Here is a 16,635-nt window from a genome sequence, read left to right as displayed (position 1 = left end):
CCGTTCCGCCGGGAAGACGTGATCGCGAGCCGGGTTGGCGAGGTGCGGTGGCCGGAAGGGTTCAGCCTGGCCGAGAAGTGCCGGGGTCCGGCAGTGGTGGGTGCGGCGGTGGCGGGAAGGTGCTGGTCAGCGGCGCCGTTCCGTCGCAGCCCACCCGGGCGCGATCCGATCCGTCGCCTCAGGATCGATGGCATGCCGAGCCACGTGCCGCCCAGGCTTCGGCTTCTTCCCCATCAGCATGAGCGCCACCGCCACGATCAACCCGATGGTGGCCAGACCAGCGGCAACGGCACGGGCAGCCGGGTGCTCCAGGATCAGCGTGGAGACCGTCAGGGCGAGCACGAGCGCGGCGATCGGGCCGATGACGGCCATGTCCGAGCGTTCGTCCGGCTCCTCGACGACGGGCGCTGCCGGGGGCGTGACCTGCACGACGGGTGCGTACACCTCGATCGTCTCGAAGTTCCCGCGCGGCTGCTCGTAGGGCGGGGGCCGTAAGCCGGGAGGGACCGTCACCCCCGCCATGCTGCCCGAGAATGGCGCGCCGCCGCAAACCTCGCCTTTCACATGCGGTACGTGTTCCCATATATCGCTGGTCAAAGGGAGGTTCGTCATGTGCCGGTGGCTCGCGTATTCCGGTTCTCCTGTCTTGCTGGAGGAGCTGCTGTACGCGCCGGAGAACTCGCTCGTCATGCAGTCGAAGCACGCCCGGCTGGGGGCTACGGCGGTGAACGGTGACGGGTTCGGCATCGGCTGGTACGGCAACACGAGCACGCCTGGGCTGTTCCTGAGCACGGAGCCGGCGTGGAACGACCGCAACCTGCGGGAACTGTCCGCGCAGATCACCGTCGACCGGGTGTTCGCGCACGTCCGGGCCTCCACGGGCGGCGCGGTGCAGCGGTCGAACTGCCATCCGTTCCGGTACGGCAACTGGTTGTGGATGCACAACGGGCTGATCGCCAAGTTCCCGCTGGTGCGGCGGGAGCTGATGCTGGCGATCGATCCGGTGCTGTTCCCGCTGATCGAGGGCTCCACGGACTCGGAGATCATGTTCTACCTGGCCATCAGCTTCGGGATGGAGCAGGACCCGCCGGCCGGGGTGGCGCGCATGGTCGAGTTCGTCGAGGACGTCGGGCGGCGTGCCGGGGTCGAGTACCCGATCCAGATGACGGTCGCGGTCACGGACGGGTCGACGACCTGGGCGTTCCGGTACTCGAGCCGGGGCAAGTCGCGGAGCCTTTTCCACAGCACCGACGTGTCCACGTTGCGCCGCCAGTACCCGGACAACCCGGCGTTGCACAACCTCACCGACGACTCGCGGCTCGTGGTGTCCGAGCCGCTGGCCGACCTGGTCGGGGCGTGGCAGGAGGTGCCGGAGTCGACGTGCGTGGTGGTCAGGACCGGCGTCGAAGAGGAACTCATGCCGTTCAAGCCGTGAATCGTCAGGTGACCGTTAGTTGACGAACCGCGATCCGTCATAGCGTCTGGTGCTGCCGCCGCCACGGCCCCCTCGGAGAGGTTCCTCATGCTCACCACGGCAGCGGCAGCACTCATCGCCCTATCCGCCCTCGCACCGGCCGACGCGGCCCCGGCGCCCGTCCTGGAGGTCGTGACCGTCAACGGCTCCGGTTGCCCGGCCGGTGACGCCGACGTCAAGACGGACGACCGGACGTTCACGGTCGGGTACCACACTTTCCTGGCGCGGGCGGGTGGCGGCTCGTCGCCGGTCGACCTGCGCAAGAACTGCCAGCTCAACCTGCGGGTGAACGTGCCGCAGGGCTTCACCTACGGGTTGGCCAGAACCACCTACGAGGGCTACACGCACCTGCAGGACGGTGCGACGGGCCTGAGTCGCATCAGCACCTACCTGCAGGGAACGTCGCCCACCGCGACGGTGAGCCAGTCGTTCACCGGGCCGTTCAGCGACAGCTGGCAGACGCACTACCGCCCGAACTCGACCGAGATCCAGTGGGCGCCGTGCGGGGAACAGCGCAACATCAACATCAACGCCGAGGTCCGCGTCGCACTCGGCGCCGCGGACCCCGACCGGCTCAACTTCGCGATCGTGGAGTCCAGCCGCGGCGCGGTGCGCGTGCGTCGCTGCTGAGCTCCGGCCTGGTGGCGGTGAACGCCGCCGCCACCAGGCCGATGATCGCGACCCAGGTGTACGCGTCGCCGTAGACGTGTTCCTGCCAGCTCCACAGCATCTCCTTGTCGCCGGTGCTCGGCAGCCACGTGAAGGGGTGGACCAGGAAGATCACCAGCAACGCGTCGAGCGTCGGCCAGGCCCAGCGCCTGCGCGCGAAACCCAGTGCCAGGAACGCCGGGACGCACCAGACCCAGTGGTGCGACCAGGAGACCGGCGAGACGAGCAGGCCCGCCGCCGCGATCGCGGTCAGTGCCGCGACCTCGTTGCGCGCCCGGTACGCCGCCACCAGCGCGAGCGTCACGACGATCAGCGACAAACCCGTCCACATCAACGACTCCGCGTGCTCTCCGGGGTTGATCCGGTGCAGCACACCGCGCAGCGACTGGTTCGTCATGTACGCGAGCCCGCCGGCACGGCCGGGGTCGAGCAGCGCGTGGAACCAGAACTCGGCGGAGTCCTTGGCGGCGAACAGGAACCCCAGCACCGCCATACCGAGAAACGCCAGCGCCGACGTCGCGGCCGCGCGCCATTCCCTGCGCACCAGGAAGTACAGCAGGAAGATCAGCGGCGTCAGCTTGATCGCGGCGGCCACTCCGACGAGCAGGCCGCGGAACCGCGGGTCGCGCACGGCCAGGCAGTCCACCACCACGAGCGCCATCAGCAGCAGGTTGATCTGTCCGAAGAGGAGGGTCGAGATCACCGGTTCCAGTGCCACACCGAGGACCGCGACGGCGGGGCCGACGGTCCACACGACGTCCGAACGCCGGGTGAGCCGCGCGGTGACCAGGACGCTGACCACCGACAGGCACAGGAAGTTCACCACGACCACGAGCGAGTTCGCCGCCCACACCGGCAGGAACGTCAAGCCGCTGAACAGCACCGCGGCGATCGGCGGGTAGGTGAACGGCAGCCGTGGGCCGTCCAACGCGCCGGGGAAGTCGACGTAGAGCGCGTGTCCCTGCAGCCACGCCTCGCCGCCCGTCCGGTAGACCTGCAGGTCGAGGAAGTGGAAACCCATGCCGATCAACGAGATCGGCAGCGCGGCCAGCGCCACGAACCACAGCACGCGCGCGACCTTGCGCGCGGCCACCCAGCGGTGCCGGGTCAGCAGTCGTTTCCTGCCGGACTCGAACGCACCGGCGGACATCGGCGGGATCTCGTCGGCGAGCCCCCTGATCAACAGCATCTCGTTCACGACCACTACTTGGCCGTTACGGGCTTCACCGTTTCCACCAAGGGAATGTGACAGTCCTCATGGGAACGCCGAGGGGGTCATCGACCAAGAGGGGGCATGACCCACGAGCAGTTCCTTGCGCTGAAGCGCTTTCCCGCACTGGACGGTGTGCGCGCCATCGCCGCGTTGATGGTCGTGTTCTTCCACTACGGCGGGCCGGGCGTGCTGCAGGGCTGGCTAGGGGTCCAGATCTTCTTCGTGCTGTCCGGGTTCCTGATCACCACGTTGCTGCTGCGCGAACAGGCGCGCACCGGGCGCATCAGCCTCAGGGAGTTCTACCGCCGCAGGGCGTTCCGGATCCTGCCGGTCTACTTCGTGGTCCTGTTCGTCACGGCGGCGGGCCTGCTGGTCGCCGGGCAGTTCTGGCAGAACCCGCTCGGCCGCGACTTCCCGCTGTACCTGACTTTCCTCAACGAGTTCGGGCACGGCGGCGCCTACGGCCAGTCGTGGTCCCTTGGTGTGGAGCAGAAGTTCTACCTCGTGTGGCCGTTGCTGGCGTTCGCGTTGCTGCCCCGGTGGCGGCCGATGGTCACCGTCGGGCTGATGGCGCTCGCGTTGGCCGTTGTGCCGTTCACCGTTTCGTCCGACCCCAAGGGCTGGTCGGTGCACTACTTCACCGTGCTGGTCGGGTGCGCGCTGGCGCTGCTCATGCACAACGGGCGGGGGTTCGCGCTGATCAGGCTGTTCATGACACCGTGGGTGATCTTGCTGTTCCTCGGCGTGCACCTGTCGGTCCCGCTCATCTCCGGCGCGCTGGACGGCAGGATCCCCGGTTTCGTGTCGGTGGTGCCGATCTACGCCGTCGCCACCGGGCTCGCACTGCCCTCGCTGCTGGCGCCGGGACGGGTGCAGCGGCTGCTGTCCGCTCGCCCGATGGTGTGGCTCGGTGAGCGGTCGTACTCGATCTACCTGGTGCAGGCCCTCGCGCACTCCGCCGTGCTGCTCTCGGGCGCATCAGGCCTGGTCATGGCAGCGTTGACGACGTTGGTGGCGATCGGGATCGCCGATCTGACCTACCGGTTCGTCGAGCTCCCGATGATCAGGCGAGGCAGGTCACACCGTCCGGTCGGGAATGCGATGACCCCCATCGGCCAATAGTTTCCGTGAGCACCGAGACAGCGCCGCCGGCGCGAACAGGAGGACCGGGGGTGACGAAGCCTCTGGACAGGGACGCGTGGGTCGAGCTGTACGACCGGCACGCCCGGGATCTGCACCGCTATCTGGCGCTGCGGGTGGACGCCGCGATCGCGGACGACCTGGTGTCCGAGACGTTCCTCATCGCCTGGGAACGCCGCGAGAGCTTCGACCCCGCCCGCGCGAGCGTCAAGGCGTGGCTGTTCGGGATCGGGACGAACCTGCTGCGCCAGCACGTGCGCTCCGAGGGCAGACGCCTGCGGGCGTGGGCGCGCGACCACGGCAGGCGCGCGGTGGCCGACCACGTCGACGACCGCACGGCGTCGGTGGTGGACGCCAAGTCGCTGATGAGCGACCTGGGCGAGGCGCTGGCGGACCTGCGGCCGGAGGAACGGGACGTGCTGCTGATGGTGGCGTGGGCCGACCTGAGCGCGGCCGAGGTCGCCGAGGTGACCGAGACGCCGGTGGCGACGGTGCGGACCCGGTTGTTCCGGGCGCGGGCCAAGCTGCGGGCGAAGATCAACGGACAGGAGGGTGACGACGATGCGTGACGAGACACGCCAGGTCGAGGACGAGACGGTCAAGTGGGCGATGTCGGACGTCGCCCCGATGAGCGACGAGGCGTTCGAACGGGGCCGCGCGGCACTCCTCGCACGCATGGACGCCGAGGAGTCCGGCAAGGTCGTCGCGCTGGCACCTCGTCGCCGCCGCCGGATCCCGGTGGTCGCCGCGGCCGCCGCGATGGTCGTCATCGCGGGCGCCGCACTGCTCGCCCCGTCGCTGATGTCGCGCGACAACGGCCCGGGTGTGGGCAGCGCCGCCGCGGCCGATCTGCTCAACCGGGCCGCGAACCTCACCGGTGACGCGAAGCTGCAGCCTGGCCAGTACCTCCACGTGCTGCAGAACTCCCGGTGGTCGATGACCGAGTACCACCACAGGTGGATGTACCTGCAGGACGTGAAGCTGCAGGTGTGGATCCCGGCCGACCGCAAGGGCACGTGGGTCTACCGGCACGACGCGGTCGGCGACAGGCAGTGGCTGATCGGGTCCGCGGCGGACCTTCCCGACGACCTCAAGCCACCGGTCGCCAGCGACGGCGAGTACACCTCCGCGGGCGGCCCCGCGCTGCACGACGAGATCAATCCGAGCTTCCGCGATCCGTCGCCCGAGTACCTCGCCACGCTTCCACTAGACCCTCGTGAGCTCTACCGGAAGCTCCGCGCCGAGGTGGGGGGCGACGAAGGCCTCGTCCTGCTGCGGATGGTCAACGACGGCCTCGACACCGGCGTCTACCCGGCCGAGGTGCGCTCCGCCGTCTACAAGGCCCTGAGCAACCTGCCGAAGCTGGAGGTCGTCGACAGGGCGTCGGTGATCGACGGCCGCACCGGCACCGCGCTCGGCGTCACCGAGAACGAGACGACCGAGCAACTCGTCATCGACCAGACGACCGGCGAGTACCTCGGTTCCCGCACGGTGCTGGCGAAGGACGCGTGGGGCCTCAAGCAGGGCCAGGTCATCGGCACCACCTCGGTGACCACGAAGGTCGTGGCGGGGATCGGGCTCGCCTCCTGACCCGTCAGGCCCTGTACAGCACGACCCAGTACTCGCCAGGCCGTTCGGTCGCGCCGGGGAACCACCTCGGCGCGACGGCCTCGGCGAGTTCGTCCGCGCGGTCGAGCAACGTGCTGACCGCCGGTTCGCCGACGACGACCACGGCGGACCAGTCGACGTGGGCGAGCATGAAGTCCTGCGTGACACCGAACCGCTGCTCCAGCACCGTCATCAGCTCGTGGGCGGTGTCGGGCCCGGCGTCGACCTCGCTGACGTCCGGCACCTCGGCCTCGGTCGCCGGTGGGCGTTCCTCGCGTTGCTCGGACCAGACGTGCTTGTCGAGCGAATGGATACTCGAGGCGAGGTCGTGGGCCTGGTCCTCGCCGAGCACCAGCGTGATCGCGCGCCCGTCGGTGAGCGTGAACGTCAGCTCGGCGTCCGGCAGCGCCCCCGACCCCGGTGCCGCCGCGACGGACCCGGCGACCTCACCGGTCAGCGCGTGGACCGCGTGCGTCTCGGCGCCCGTCCGGAACGACGGCAGGTTCGCGGCCATGTCCACGACCAGCCGTGCGGCGGTGAAGAACGCCTCCTTGTCGCGGAACTCCTTGTGGCTGCTGGTGATCGTGCGCCCGATGCCGGAGGGCTCGACGTACGCCTCGACCGTGCCGGTGCCGTCCCAGCGGGCGTGGACGGTGACCCCGTTGGCCAGTCGCTTGCGGTAGTCCTCCTGGTCGCCGTGGCGGGACAGCGCCCAGCCGGCGATCTGCTCGGACAACGGTCTTCCTCTCGACGGGGAATCCGACGCTGTCACAAACCGGCGTGCTGCGTGGTCTTTTCTGACATGAGCCACGAACACACGCACCAGCTGGACAACCCCGACAAGAGCGGTCCGCCGCCGAAGATCGAGGTCATCGGCACCGTGCCGGGAGCGCCCCAGATCCCGGACGGCGCCGAGGCCATGACGATCCTCGTGACGCTGCCGCCGTCGAGCCCGGGAGCACCGCCGCACCGGCATTCCGGGCCCGCGTACGGCTACGTCGTCAAGGGCGCCATCGTCTTCGAGCTGGAAGGCGAGCCGCAGCGGGTCGTCCGCGCGGGCGGGACGTTCTGGGAGCCGGGCGGCGACGTCATCCACTACCAGGACGGAAACCACCTGGCGGACGAGGAATCCGCCTTCGTGGTCACGATGTTCTGCGCGCCCGGCCAGCCCATGCTGACCGTCGTGGAGCCCGAGGAACTGGAGGCGCGCAAGCACCTCAGGGCGCCGAGGCCGTGACGAGGGAGAGGGGCGGGACTGTGAACTGCTCCTGCCCCTCTCGTGTTCACTCGACCAGCTTGCCCGCGGTGTCGACCTCCCGCATCAGCGCCGCGATCTCGTCCGGCACCACGGGGATCGCCTCCCGTTCGACCTGGCCGGGTCCTGCCCAGACGAGGTTCACCTGCTGTGCCGGATCCAGCTCGGGGTGGTCCGATCGGTTGTGGCAGCCGCGGGTCTCGCGGCGTTCGAGAGCGCACTCCAGCGTCGCGCGGGCGGACAGGGCCGACGCCAGCAGGTCGAAGGCGTGCGCGAGGTCCTGGAACCCGGCGAGGTCGGGGTGCACGCCGACGTCGCGGATGCGGAGCTCCAGCTCGTCGAGTTCCGCGAGTCCCTTGCGCAGCCCGGCTTCGTCGCGGACGACGCCCGCGTGCTCGGTCATCGTGTTGCGCAGTGCGCGTTGCAGGGCGCGGACGTTCTCCGGCCCGTCGGCGTTCAGCAGTCCGTCCACTTCGGACCTCGCCTCGCCGAGTGCGCCGTGCGAACGCCGTTGCGCGGTCAGGGAAGCCGAGTACTCGGCCGCCGCCTCGCCGACGATCCGGCCGTAGACCAGCAGTTCGATGAGCGAGTTGCCGCCGAGCCGGTTCGCGCCGTGCAGGCCGCTGGACGCCTCACCGATCGCGTACAGGCCCTCGACTCCCGTCGAGTGATCCGCGGGCGACACCCACACACCGCCCATCGAGTAGTGCGCGGTCGGGGCGATCTCGATCGGCTCCCGCGTGATGTCCTTCATCTGCAGTTCGAGCAGCGTCTGGTACACCCTGGGCAGCCGCTGCATGATCTGCTCGCGCGGCAGGTGCGACACGTCCAGCCAGACGCCGCCGTTCGGCGTGCCGCGGCCTTCCTTGATCTCGGTGTACGCGGCGAGCGCCACCCTGTCGCGTGTGGACAGTTCCATGCGCTGCGGGTCGTAGCGGGCCATGAACCGGTCACCGCCGGCGTTGGTGAGGATGCCGCCCTCACCTCGTGCCGCCTCCGACACCAGCGTGCCGGCCGCGTTCTCCGGTTCGATCAGGCCGGACGGGTGGAACTGCACCAGCTCGGGGTCGCGGATCCGGCCGCCCGCGAGCACGGCCAGGCGGAACGAGTCGCCGGTGTTCTCGTCGCGGCGGCTCGACGTGCGGCGCCAGATCCGGGTGTGCCCGCCCGCCGCGAGGATCACGACGTCCGCGTGGAACACGTACCGCTCGCCGGTGTTGAGGTCGAACCCGTACGCGCCGAACACCACGTTGTCCTGCACCAGGATCCGCGTGATGTAGCAGGAGTCGTGGATCGGGACGTTGAGCTGAGTGGCCCGGTTCACGAGCGTGCGCTGGATCTCCAGCCCCGTGTAGTCGCCGGCGAACGACGTGCGGCGGAACGTGTGCGCGCCGAAGAACCGCTGCGAGATGCGGCCGTCGTGCTCCCGCGCGAACGGCATGCCCCAGCGTTCGAGGTCCGCGATGCCCTGCGGTGCCTGCTCTGCCACGACCCGCACGATGTCTGGGTTGGCGAGGAGGTAGCTCTCCTTGATGGTGTCCGCCGCGTGCTGCTGCCACGTGTCAGCGGGGTCCATCGTCGCCAGCGCCGCGTTGATGCCACCGGCCGCGAGCGCGGTGTGCGCGTCGGCCTTGGGGCGCTTGCCGACGACCAGCACGTCGACCCCGCGCTCAGCGAGTTCGATGGCGGCGCGCAACCCCGCGCCACCGCTGCCGATCACCAGAACCGAAGTGGCTACTTGATGTTCAGGTCGTGTCATCGCGGCCTCCGTTGCCCGTCTCTTCCATTAAGTAGGACCAGGCAGCGTCAGGACGTGTGACTGTTAGCTGCGCGACATGCGTCGGTCGTCACGCCACTAGTGCCGCACTAGGATCGGTGGTGTGTTCGTGAAGCTTTGTGGTCTGCGCACCGAGTCCGACGTCGCCGTGGCAGTCGGGACCGGGGCGGACGCCGTCGGTTTCGTGCTGACCACCAGTCCCCGCCAGATCGACGTCGACCTGGCGGGCCGGCTCGTGGCCGCGGTGCCGGAGCACGTCCTCACCGTCGCCGTGGTACGCGGCATCACGGCCGCCGAAGCCGGCGAGCTGGCGCTGAAGACTGGTGTGCGCGCGTTGCAGCTGCACGGCGACTACCCGAGGGAAGCCTTCGACGAGCTGGCCGATCTGCCGTTCGGGCTGATCAGGGCGACCGCGCTGGGGCCGGAGACGGACGTGCGCACCGGAGCGTTCGGCGAGGAGCTGCTGCTGATCGACTCCCCCGTCGCGGGGTCGGGTGAGCAGTGGGACATCAGCAGGCTCGAGGACGCCCCGCCCACCGGCCAGTGGCTGCTGGCGGGCGGGTTGTCGCCGGAGACCGTGGCCGGGGCGATCAGCGTCGCGAAGCCGTGGGGTGTGGACGTGTCCAGCGGCATCGAGTCGAGCCGTGGCGTCAAGGACCACGGCCGGATGCGCGAGTTCGTCGCCGGGGCACGCGCTTCCCTGCCCTGAGGACCGCGCTAGGCCGCGCGGTAGCCCGGGACGTCCTCGACCCGGTGGTAGACGGGCAGTCCGCGCTCCCGTGCGATTCGCACGTCCTCGTCCGCGCCGGTCGACTCACCGGGCAGCCGCAGCACCGCCTCGCAGTGCTCCAGCAGGCGTTGCGCGGTCGGGTACATGATCTCCGACGCGATCGGGTCGGTCGGCGCCGAGCCGCCGGCCCCGCGCAGCACGGGCAGCGCCACCCACTCGCCGATCATCGGCACGTGGCCGCTGCGGAAGAGCGGCCACGCCGCCTCCTCCAGCCGTGCGAGGTTGCGCGCCATCAGTTCGGGGTCGTCCCCGGTGCCCGATCGGTAGGGCCCCGCGATCAGAATCAGCATGCGACCGACCATAATGTGCAAGACTCGGCAAAAACAAGGAGAAACGTGCATGCTGGCTGCCCAACGTCGTGACCTGCTGCTCGAACGACTGCGCAGCGACGGCCGGATCGTCGCCAAGGACCTCGCCGCCGAGGTCGGCCTCTCCGAGGACACGATCCGTCGCGATCTGCGCGACATGGCGGCGGCGGGGCTCTGCCAACGCGTGTACGGCGGCGCACTGCCCGTATCCCCCGCCATCGCCGACTACGCCACGCGTCAGGGCGTTCAGGTCGATGGCAAGCAACGAGTCGCACGGGCGGCAGCCGCGTTGGTCGAACCTGGCAGCACCGTGATCCTCGACGGCGGCACGACCACCCTCGCCGTCGTGCGCGCGCTACCGCTCGATCTGCACGCCACGGTCGTCACGCACAGTCCGACGATCGCGAGCGCGTTGGAAGAGCACAGGGACGTGGAGGTCTACGTCATCGGCGGACGGCTCTTCAAGCACTCGATGGTCGCGTGCGGTGCCGCAGCCGTGGAGGCCGCACGGAACGTGCACGCGGACCTCTTCTTCCTCGGCGTCACGGGCGTACATCCCGAAACGGGCCTCACGACCGGTGACGCGGACGAGGCCGCGATGAAACGCGCGCTCGCCCACCAGGCCGCGGACACCTACGTGCTGGCCAGCTCGGAGAAGATCGGCACCGCGTCGCGGTTCTCCGTGCTGCCGTTCGCCGAGGTCGCCGGCGTGATCACGGACGCGGACAACGAGACCGTGCGCGCCCTGGAGGTGCCCGTCGTCCAGGCCTGACGGTCAGCTGCTGACCCGCAGGAACCCCTTGGGCGAGCCGTGGACGCGGCCGCACTCGGTCAGCGCGAGCACGCCGGACCCCTCGACGTCGCCCTCGAAGTAGGCGGGGTTGACCGACAGCTCCTCGGCGACGTCGGTGGCCCAGATGTCGTCGAGGTCGTCGTTCTCGTCGCTGGTGTCGTGCGGCAGGCCCCAGCCGTCCTCGACGTCGAGCTCGCCGATCTGCTCCTCCGCCTTGAACGCGTCGTAGTAGCGGACGATCTCGCCCTGCTCGGCGATGCACCACGCCGTCCAGCCGTCGCCGCAGCTCATGCCGTAGTAGTGCGCCTCGCCGAACACGGCGCTCAGCACGGCGCAGATCTCCGTCACCGGACGGGTTCCGTGCTCGAACGGCTCGCCGAACACGAGCGTCCAGCCGTCCCACGAGCCCGTGACGTAGACCCTGGCGCACCGGACGTGCTCGTCGTCCTTGGACCACGCGTGGTGGTCGTTGTTCCACGCCTCGGCACCCAGGAACCTGGGCACCGGCACCGGTTCCTTCAGGCCGCAGACCTCCAGGACGGCCGCCTGGTTCTCGGTCCTGATCGCGTACCAGCCGCCGCAGAGGTGCATCTCGTCGACGCTGTACAGGTCGTCCTCGGCCTTGAACCGGACGAACCGGTCGACGACCTTGCGGTCCTCCGGCGAGAACGCGTCGGGTCCGGCGACCTCGGCGATGCCGATCAACGCGGCCCTGCGCAACGCACCCTTGGCCGTGCGGCGGGTCTCCTGCAGCAGTGGCAACACGTCCGGGCCCATGGTTCCGAACGCCCACAACGCTTCTCGTCGCACGTAGTGGTTCTCGTCGGCGAGCACGGGCAGCAGCCGGGCGGCGTGCGGGAGCGCCTCCTCGCCGCGGAACATGCTCGCGGCGGCACGGCGGATCCCGTGGTGCGGATGGCGCAGCAGGTCGAGGTAGGTCTCGTCGCCCGCACTCACCAGGGAGAACACCCGGTACCCCTGCCGCACGACCTGGCCGTCCTGGGACGTGGTGATCACGTCCAGCAGCTCGTCGAACGTCGTGATCCCCTGCTCTCGCACGAAGTCCTCGACCTCGCTGCGGAAGCGGTCGTCCCTGCGGTCGAGCAGCGCCCGGATCTCCATGGCGCGGCACCCTATCCCGTCGTCCGAAGTGGACTCGCGGTTCCGCCGATCGGCCGAGACCTTGACTCGCAGCGGCGTACTGGGCACGCTGCGAACCGTGACGAGCCTGGCTGAGGAGCACGTCAAACCGGCGGTGCGCTGGAGCATCGGCCACGCGCTGCCGCGTGCCGTGCTGCGCATGGCCGCCCGCCGCGGCGATCTGCAGGGCCGCATCACCGTCGAGGCCTCCACCGGCGCCGACCTGACGGACCTGTTCGACGAGATCCGGGCCCGCGGCCCGCTCGCCGCGACGAGGATCGGGCACACCACCACGAGGCACGAGGTGGTCAAGGCGGTCCTGTCCGACGACGCGTTCGTGACGGCCCGGCCGCGGTTCGGCGCGGGCATCCTCGGCAAGCTCGCCGCGTGGTCCGCCACCGAGGTCATGCACCCGGTCCAGCCGCCGTCGCTGCTGGCCGTCGAACCGCCCGCGCACACCCGCTACCGCAAGCTCGTGACCCGCGTCTTCACCGCCCGCGCCGTCGAACAGCTGCGCGTGCGCACCCAGGAGATCGCCGACGACCTGCTCGACGGGCTCGACCCGGCCAACCCCGTCGACCTGATCGAGACGTACTGCGGCCTGCTTCCGGTCACCGTGATCAGCGAGATCCTCGGTGTGCCGCAAGGGGAACGCGCGACCGTACTGGCCCTCGGCGCGGCCGCAGCCCCGAGTCTCGACCTCGGCCTGTCGTGGCGCGTGTTCCGCAACGTCGAGAGCACGCTCAGCTCGTTCGACGCCTGGCTCTCCCGTCACCTCGATGCCCTGCGCGCCAACCCCGGCGACAACCTGCTGAGCCGCCTGATCACCGCCCGCGAGGACGGCGCAGGCCTCACCGAACGCGAGCTGAAGGCCACCGCGGGCCTGGTGCTGGCGGCCGGGTTCGAGACCACCGTGAACCTCCTCGGCAACGGGATCTCCTTGCTCACCAGGAACCCTTCGCAGCTCGAAGCACTCCGCGCGCACCCGGAGCTGTGGGGCAACGCCGTCGACGAGGTGCTGCGCCACGACCCGCCGGTCCTGCTGACCGGGCGCATGTGCGCGCGGGACACGACGGTCGCCGGCGTCCCGGTGCGCCGCGGCCAGCTCGTCACGACCGTGCTCGCCGGGGCCAACCGCGACCCGTCCGTCTTCGAGGCCCCGGACGCGTTCGACGTCAGCCGCCCGAACGCGCGTGACCACGTGTCGTTCGGCGCCGGCCGCCACTACTGCCTCGGCGCGCAGCTCGCGCGCATGGAGGGCGAGATCGGCCTGCGCACGATCTTCGACCGCTTCCCCGGCCTCGCCCCGCTGCCCGGCGCGCGCCGCCGTCCGACCCGCATCCTGCGCGGCTTCGAACGCCTGCCCACGGCTCTGCGCTGAGCCGCAACACAGCCCGATCGGCAGCTGGCGGAGAGCGCCAGAAATGATGTTGCCTCGGTCGAGGGGATCAGGCCGCCGAGGAGGACGTGGTGCAGAGCAACGAGGTGGCGAACGCTTCCGGGACCGTGGTGCAGGCGGGCACGATCCGGGGTGACATCCACGTCCACAGCGCGCCGGTCACGCCCGTGCCCCGCCAGCTGCCGGCGCTGCCCAGGGGTTTCACCGGGCGAGGCCAGGTCATCGCGGCCATCGACGACGCCACGGCCGACGCGTCGCCCGACACCGTGCCCGTCGTGGTGCTGTCGGGCATGGGCGGTGTGGGCAAGACGGCCACCGCGGTCGCGTGGGCACGGGCAGCCGCAGAGCGTTTTCCCGGCGGTCAGCTGTACGTGGACCTGCGGGGCCATGGACCGGAAGAGCTGGTCAGCCCTGGTGAGGCGCTTGCGGGTTTCCTGCGGGCGCTCGGGGTGGCCCCTGAACGGACACCGTTGGACACCGGTGAGCGCGCCGCCACGTTCCGGTCGCTCGTCGCCGGGCGTGGTGTGCTCGTGGTGCTCGACAATGCCCAGGACGCCGAGCAGATCCGGCCGTTGCTGCCGGGGCCCGGTTCGGCTGTGGTGGTGACGAGCCGCAGGCCGTTGAACGGTCTCGTCGTGGAGCAGGGGGCGGTGCCGGTGCCGGTCGATCTTCTCAGCGAGGAGGAATCCCTCGCCCTGCTGCGGACTCTCGTGGGCCGCCGGGTCGAGGAGGACCCCTCGGCCGCCGCGGAGCTGGTGCGGCTGTGCGCTCGGCTGCCACTGGCGCTGCGGGTCGTGGCGGGCCGGGCGCAGCTGATGCCGGGCCGGCCGTTGACCGAGCTGGTCGACACCCTGGCCGACACGCACAACCGGCTCGACTCGCTGGACGTCGGCGACCCGCGCACCGCCGTCCGCACGGTCTTCTCGTGGTCCTACGAGCGACTGCCCGCGGACCAGGCGAGGGTGTTCCGCCTGCTGGGCCTGGTGCCGGGCGCGACCACGTCCCGGCGCGCGGTCACCGCGCTCGCCGCACTTCCCGCCGCGTCGGCCGAGCGCGCGTTGACCGCCCTCACCGAGGCGCAGCTGGTGACCGAGTCCGCCGACCGCCGCATCGGCATGCACGACCTGCTCCGGGTCTACGCGACGGAACTGGTGGAACAGGACGACCCGGACACGCGGTCGGACGCCGGCGCGCGCCTCTTCGACCACTACCTGCACGCCGCGGAACAGGCCGACCGTCTGCTGACGCCCAACCGGTTCCGCATCCCCCTCGACGGACGCCCGCGCGAGACCCCGGACCTCCCCGACCGCGCCGCGGCACTGCGCTGGCTGACCGCGGAGCAGGACGTGCTCACCGGACTCTGCCAGCTCCCCGACGTCCGCCTCGACACCCGGCGCTGGCAGCTGGCGTACACGTTGCGGGGCTTCTTCTTCCTCACCAAGAACTGGGAGGCGTGGGTCCGCACCCACGAGCTCGCCCTCTACGCCACCGAACGGCTCGGCGACCGCGCGGCCGAGGCGTCGACGCGCAACAACCTCGGCGCCGCACTTCTCGAACGCGGAACGCCGGCCGAGGCGGAACACCACTACCAGGTCGCGCTGCGGATCTTCGAGGAGCTGGGCGACCTGCGCGGCGCGGGCAACGCACGCGGCAACCTCGCGTGGGTGCTGCACGACCGCGGCGACCACGCAGGCGCACTCGAACAACTCGAGCTGGCACTGGAGCACTACCGCCGTTGCAACGCCCGCACGAACGCCGGGATCACGTTGCGCGGCATGGCCATCTTCGAGGCCGCGCTGGGCCGGTACGAGGAGGCGACCACCCACCTGTACGAGGCGATGGAGATCTTCGAGGAACGGTCTTCGGTGCTCAACATGGTGATGGCGCTCAACAGTCTGGGCGAGGTCCGCACAGCGTCCGGGGATCCCCGCGCCGCCGACGAGGCCTACGAGCGGGCGATCACCCTGGCACGGTCGCAGGGCAGCACGTTCGAGACCGCCCGCGCCCACCGAGGCCGGGGCAAGGCCGCTGTGCTGCTGGACGAACGCGACCGCGCGATGGTCGAACTGCGGGCGGCGTTCGAGCTGTTCACCGAGCTGTCCGCACCGGAGACCGCGGAGGTGGCCGCCGAACTCGCCGCGCTGGACAGCTGATCCTGTCCGGACTTCGTCGTGAATTCGTCCATTTTCGCCACCCTCTACGATCGTCGGCGTGAATGGCGATGCCCTCATCTACGACGTCGCGGTCTCGTTCGCCGGAGCGCAGCGGGACGAGGTGGAGCCCCTCGTCAGGGCGTGCCAGCAACTCGGCGTGAAAGTGTTCTACGACAAGGACAAGACCGTCGAGTTCTGGGGCGAGCACTTCCACTACGGGATGCGGGACATCTACGGCGGCGCGCACGCCCGGTACTTCATGCCGTTCCTGTCCAAGGAGTATCTGGCGAGCCCTTACCCGATGGACGAGTTCCACGCCGGGGCGCTGCACGCGTTGGAGATCATGGGTGGGAACTACATCCTGCCGATCATGGTCGGGGACGTGCAGGTGCCTCCTCGGCTGCTCAGCCCGTCGATCGGGTATCTGATGCTGGAGAACTACACGACTGATGAGCTGGCCGCGATCATCGCGAAGAAGGTGGGGGTTGCGGCTGCCCCGAAGCCGCTCCGCATGCCGCGGCTGCCTACCATCGATTTCAACCCACGCGAGGAACTGAAGGCAGCGCTGACGCAGGTTGGCCGCTTGTTCGAGCAGCACGCGGGCACGTTGACGCCCTACGGCGTGGAGTTCACCATCAAGGTCGGCGACACGCTCGACGTGCGGGTCGAACGAAATGATTCTGCCGTTCGCCTCCTGCGCATGGGGTTCCACCCCGCCGACGGCGCGCGACTGGTGCTCCCATCGCTACAGGGCCACATGCAGGTGAACGCGGACTGGGATCATGACACCCGCCGCCCGGTGCTGCGACTCGCACGGCTCGACAGCCAGAACCCAGGCGAGATCGTCACCGCCGACAAAGTCTTCCACCTGCTGTGGGACAAGATCGTCGATGACCTGGAGCGGAGCTAGGCTCAG

The 16,635-nt window shown here is 70.0% G+C and carries 17 protein-coding genes; 11 read left to right on the top strand and 6 right to left on the bottom strand.

Translation table 11 applies throughout. From position 1 onward, the window contains the following. Positions 1-126: 126 nt before the first annotated feature. A complete protein-coding gene (locus ACSHWB_RS27345; RefSeq protein ID WP_439656143.1) occupies positions 127-513 on the bottom strand; it encodes a hypothetical protein in 387 nt (128 codons plus the stop codon). A gap of 97 nt (positions 514-610) precedes the next feature. On the opposite strand from ACSHWB_RS27345, the gene ACSHWB_RS27340 reads away from it, so the two are divergent. After that, positions 611-1,435 carry a class II glutamine amidotransferase gene (locus ACSHWB_RS27340; RefSeq protein WP_439656142.1) on the top strand — a complete coding sequence of 275 codons (825 nt, stop codon included), beginning with the start codon at positions 611-613 and terminating at the stop codon, positions 1,433-1,435. An 87-nt stretch (positions 1,436-1,522) separates the two neighbouring features. Further along, positions 1,523-2,104 carry a DUF4360 domain-containing protein gene (locus ACSHWB_RS27335; protein WP_439656141.1) on the top strand — a complete coding sequence of 194 codons (582 nt, stop codon included), beginning with the start codon at positions 1,523-1,525 and terminating at the stop codon, positions 2,102-2,104. Here ACSHWB_RS27335 and ACSHWB_RS27330 read toward each other — a convergent pair. Further along, the gene (locus ACSHWB_RS27330) at positions 2,049-3,332 is read right to left on the bottom strand and encodes a glycosyltransferase 87 family protein (RefSeq protein ID WP_439664673.1); all 1,284 of its coding nucleotides are present in this window, start codon (positions 3,330-3,332) and stop codon (positions 2,049-2,051) included. The two genes, ACSHWB_RS27335 and ACSHWB_RS27330, sit on opposite strands and share 56 nt — an antisense overlap. A gap of 105 nt (positions 3,333-3,437) precedes the next feature. On the opposite strand from ACSHWB_RS27330, the gene ACSHWB_RS27325 reads away from it, so the two are divergent. From ACSHWB_RS27325 to ACSHWB_RS27315, 3 genes are read left to right on the top strand one after another with little or no spacing between them, the layout of a single operon-like run. Continuing rightward, complete coding sequence (locus tag ACSHWB_RS27325; protein WP_439656140.1) at positions 3,438-4,478, top strand: acyltransferase family protein; 1,041 nt, start codon at positions 3,438-3,440, stop codon at positions 4,476-4,478. Positions 4,479-4,528: 50 nt separating this feature from the next. Then, positions 4,529-5,065 (top strand): RNA polymerase sigma factor, encoded by a 537-nt coding sequence (locus tag ACSHWB_RS27320; RefSeq protein WP_439656139.1) that lies wholly within the window; start codon positions 4,529-4,531, stop codon positions 5,063-5,065. Beyond that, entirely contained in the window at positions 5,058-6,086 is a 1,029-nt protein-coding gene (locus ACSHWB_RS27315; protein WP_439656138.1) for a CU044_5270 family protein, read from the top strand. Before ACSHWB_RS27320 ends, ACSHWB_RS27315 begins: the two co-directional genes overlap by 8 nt. A gap of 4 nt (positions 6,087-6,090) precedes the next feature. Here ACSHWB_RS27315 and ACSHWB_RS27310 read toward each other — a convergent pair whose 3' ends face one another. After that, complete coding sequence (locus tag ACSHWB_RS27310) at positions 6,091-6,840, bottom strand: hypothetical protein (protein WP_439656137.1); 750 nt, start codon at positions 6,838-6,840, stop codon at positions 6,091-6,093. Positions 6,841-6,906: 66 nt separating this feature from the next. Between ACSHWB_RS27310 and ACSHWB_RS27305 the strand changes: the two genes are divergently transcribed. Beyond that, on the top strand, positions 6,907-7,341 hold the full coding sequence (locus ACSHWB_RS27305) for a cupin domain-containing protein (protein ID WP_439656136.1): 435 nt from the start codon (positions 6,907-6,909) through the stop codon (positions 7,339-7,341). A 46-nt stretch (positions 7,342-7,387) separates the two neighbouring features. Here the strand turns inward: ACSHWB_RS27305 and ACSHWB_RS27300 are convergent, their stop codons facing one another. Then, a complete protein-coding gene (locus ACSHWB_RS27300; RefSeq protein WP_439656135.1) occupies positions 7,388-9,118 on the bottom strand; it encodes an L-aspartate oxidase in 1,731 nt (576 codons plus the stop codon). 121 nt (positions 9,119-9,239) lie between these two features. Here ACSHWB_RS27300 and ACSHWB_RS27295 point away from each other — a divergent pair, with 121 nt between their 5' ends. Continuing rightward, the gene (locus ACSHWB_RS27295) at positions 9,240-9,845 is read left to right on the top strand and encodes a phosphoribosylanthranilate isomerase (RefSeq protein WP_439656134.1); all 606 of its coding nucleotides are present in this window, start codon (positions 9,240-9,242) and stop codon (positions 9,843-9,845) included. An 8-nt stretch (positions 9,846-9,853) separates the two neighbouring features. Here the strand turns inward: ACSHWB_RS27295 and ACSHWB_RS27290 are convergent, their stop codons facing one another. After that, positions 9,854-10,216 (bottom strand): DUF4406 domain-containing protein, encoded by a 363-nt coding sequence (locus tag ACSHWB_RS27290; RefSeq protein ID WP_439656133.1) that lies wholly within the window; start codon positions 10,214-10,216, stop codon positions 9,854-9,856. 49 nt (positions 10,217-10,265) lie between these two features. Between ACSHWB_RS27290 and ACSHWB_RS27285 the strand changes: the two genes are divergently transcribed. Next, positions 10,266-11,006, top strand: coding sequence for a DeoR/GlpR family DNA-binding transcription regulator (locus ACSHWB_RS27285; RefSeq protein WP_439656132.1), 741 nt, complete (start codon positions 10,266-10,268; stop codon positions 11,004-11,006). A 3-nt stretch (positions 11,007-11,009) separates the two neighbouring features. Here the strand turns inward: ACSHWB_RS27285 and ACSHWB_RS27280 are convergent, their stop codons facing one another. After that, entirely contained in the window at positions 11,010-12,149 is a 1,140-nt protein-coding gene (locus ACSHWB_RS27280) for a HEAT repeat domain-containing protein (protein WP_439656131.1), read from the bottom strand. A gap of 97 nt (positions 12,150-12,246) precedes the next feature. Between ACSHWB_RS27280 and ACSHWB_RS27275 the strand changes: the two genes are divergently transcribed. From ACSHWB_RS27275 to ACSHWB_RS27265, 3 genes are all read left to right on the top strand, one after another. Beyond that, a complete protein-coding gene (locus ACSHWB_RS27275) occupies positions 12,247-13,548 on the top strand; it encodes a cytochrome P450 (RefSeq protein WP_439656130.1) in 1,302 nt (433 codons plus the stop codon). A gap of 89 nt (positions 13,549-13,637) precedes the next feature. Continuing rightward, complete coding sequence (locus ACSHWB_RS27270) at positions 13,638-15,719, top strand: ATP-binding protein (RefSeq protein ID WP_439656129.1); 2,082 nt, start codon at positions 13,638-13,640, stop codon at positions 15,717-15,719. 58 nt (positions 15,720-15,777) lie between these two features. Further along, complete coding sequence (locus ACSHWB_RS27265; protein ID WP_439656128.1) at positions 15,778-16,629, top strand: TIR domain-containing protein; 852 nt, start codon at positions 15,778-15,780, stop codon at positions 16,627-16,629. Positions 16,630-16,635 lie beyond the last annotated feature (6 nt).

This window comes from Lentzea sp. HUAS TT2 (assembly GCF_051853195.1).
Lineage (GTDB): Bacteria > Actinomycetota > Actinomycetes > Mycobacteriales > Pseudonocardiaceae > Lentzea.
This window is presented reverse-complemented; position numbering and strand designations above follow the sequence as displayed.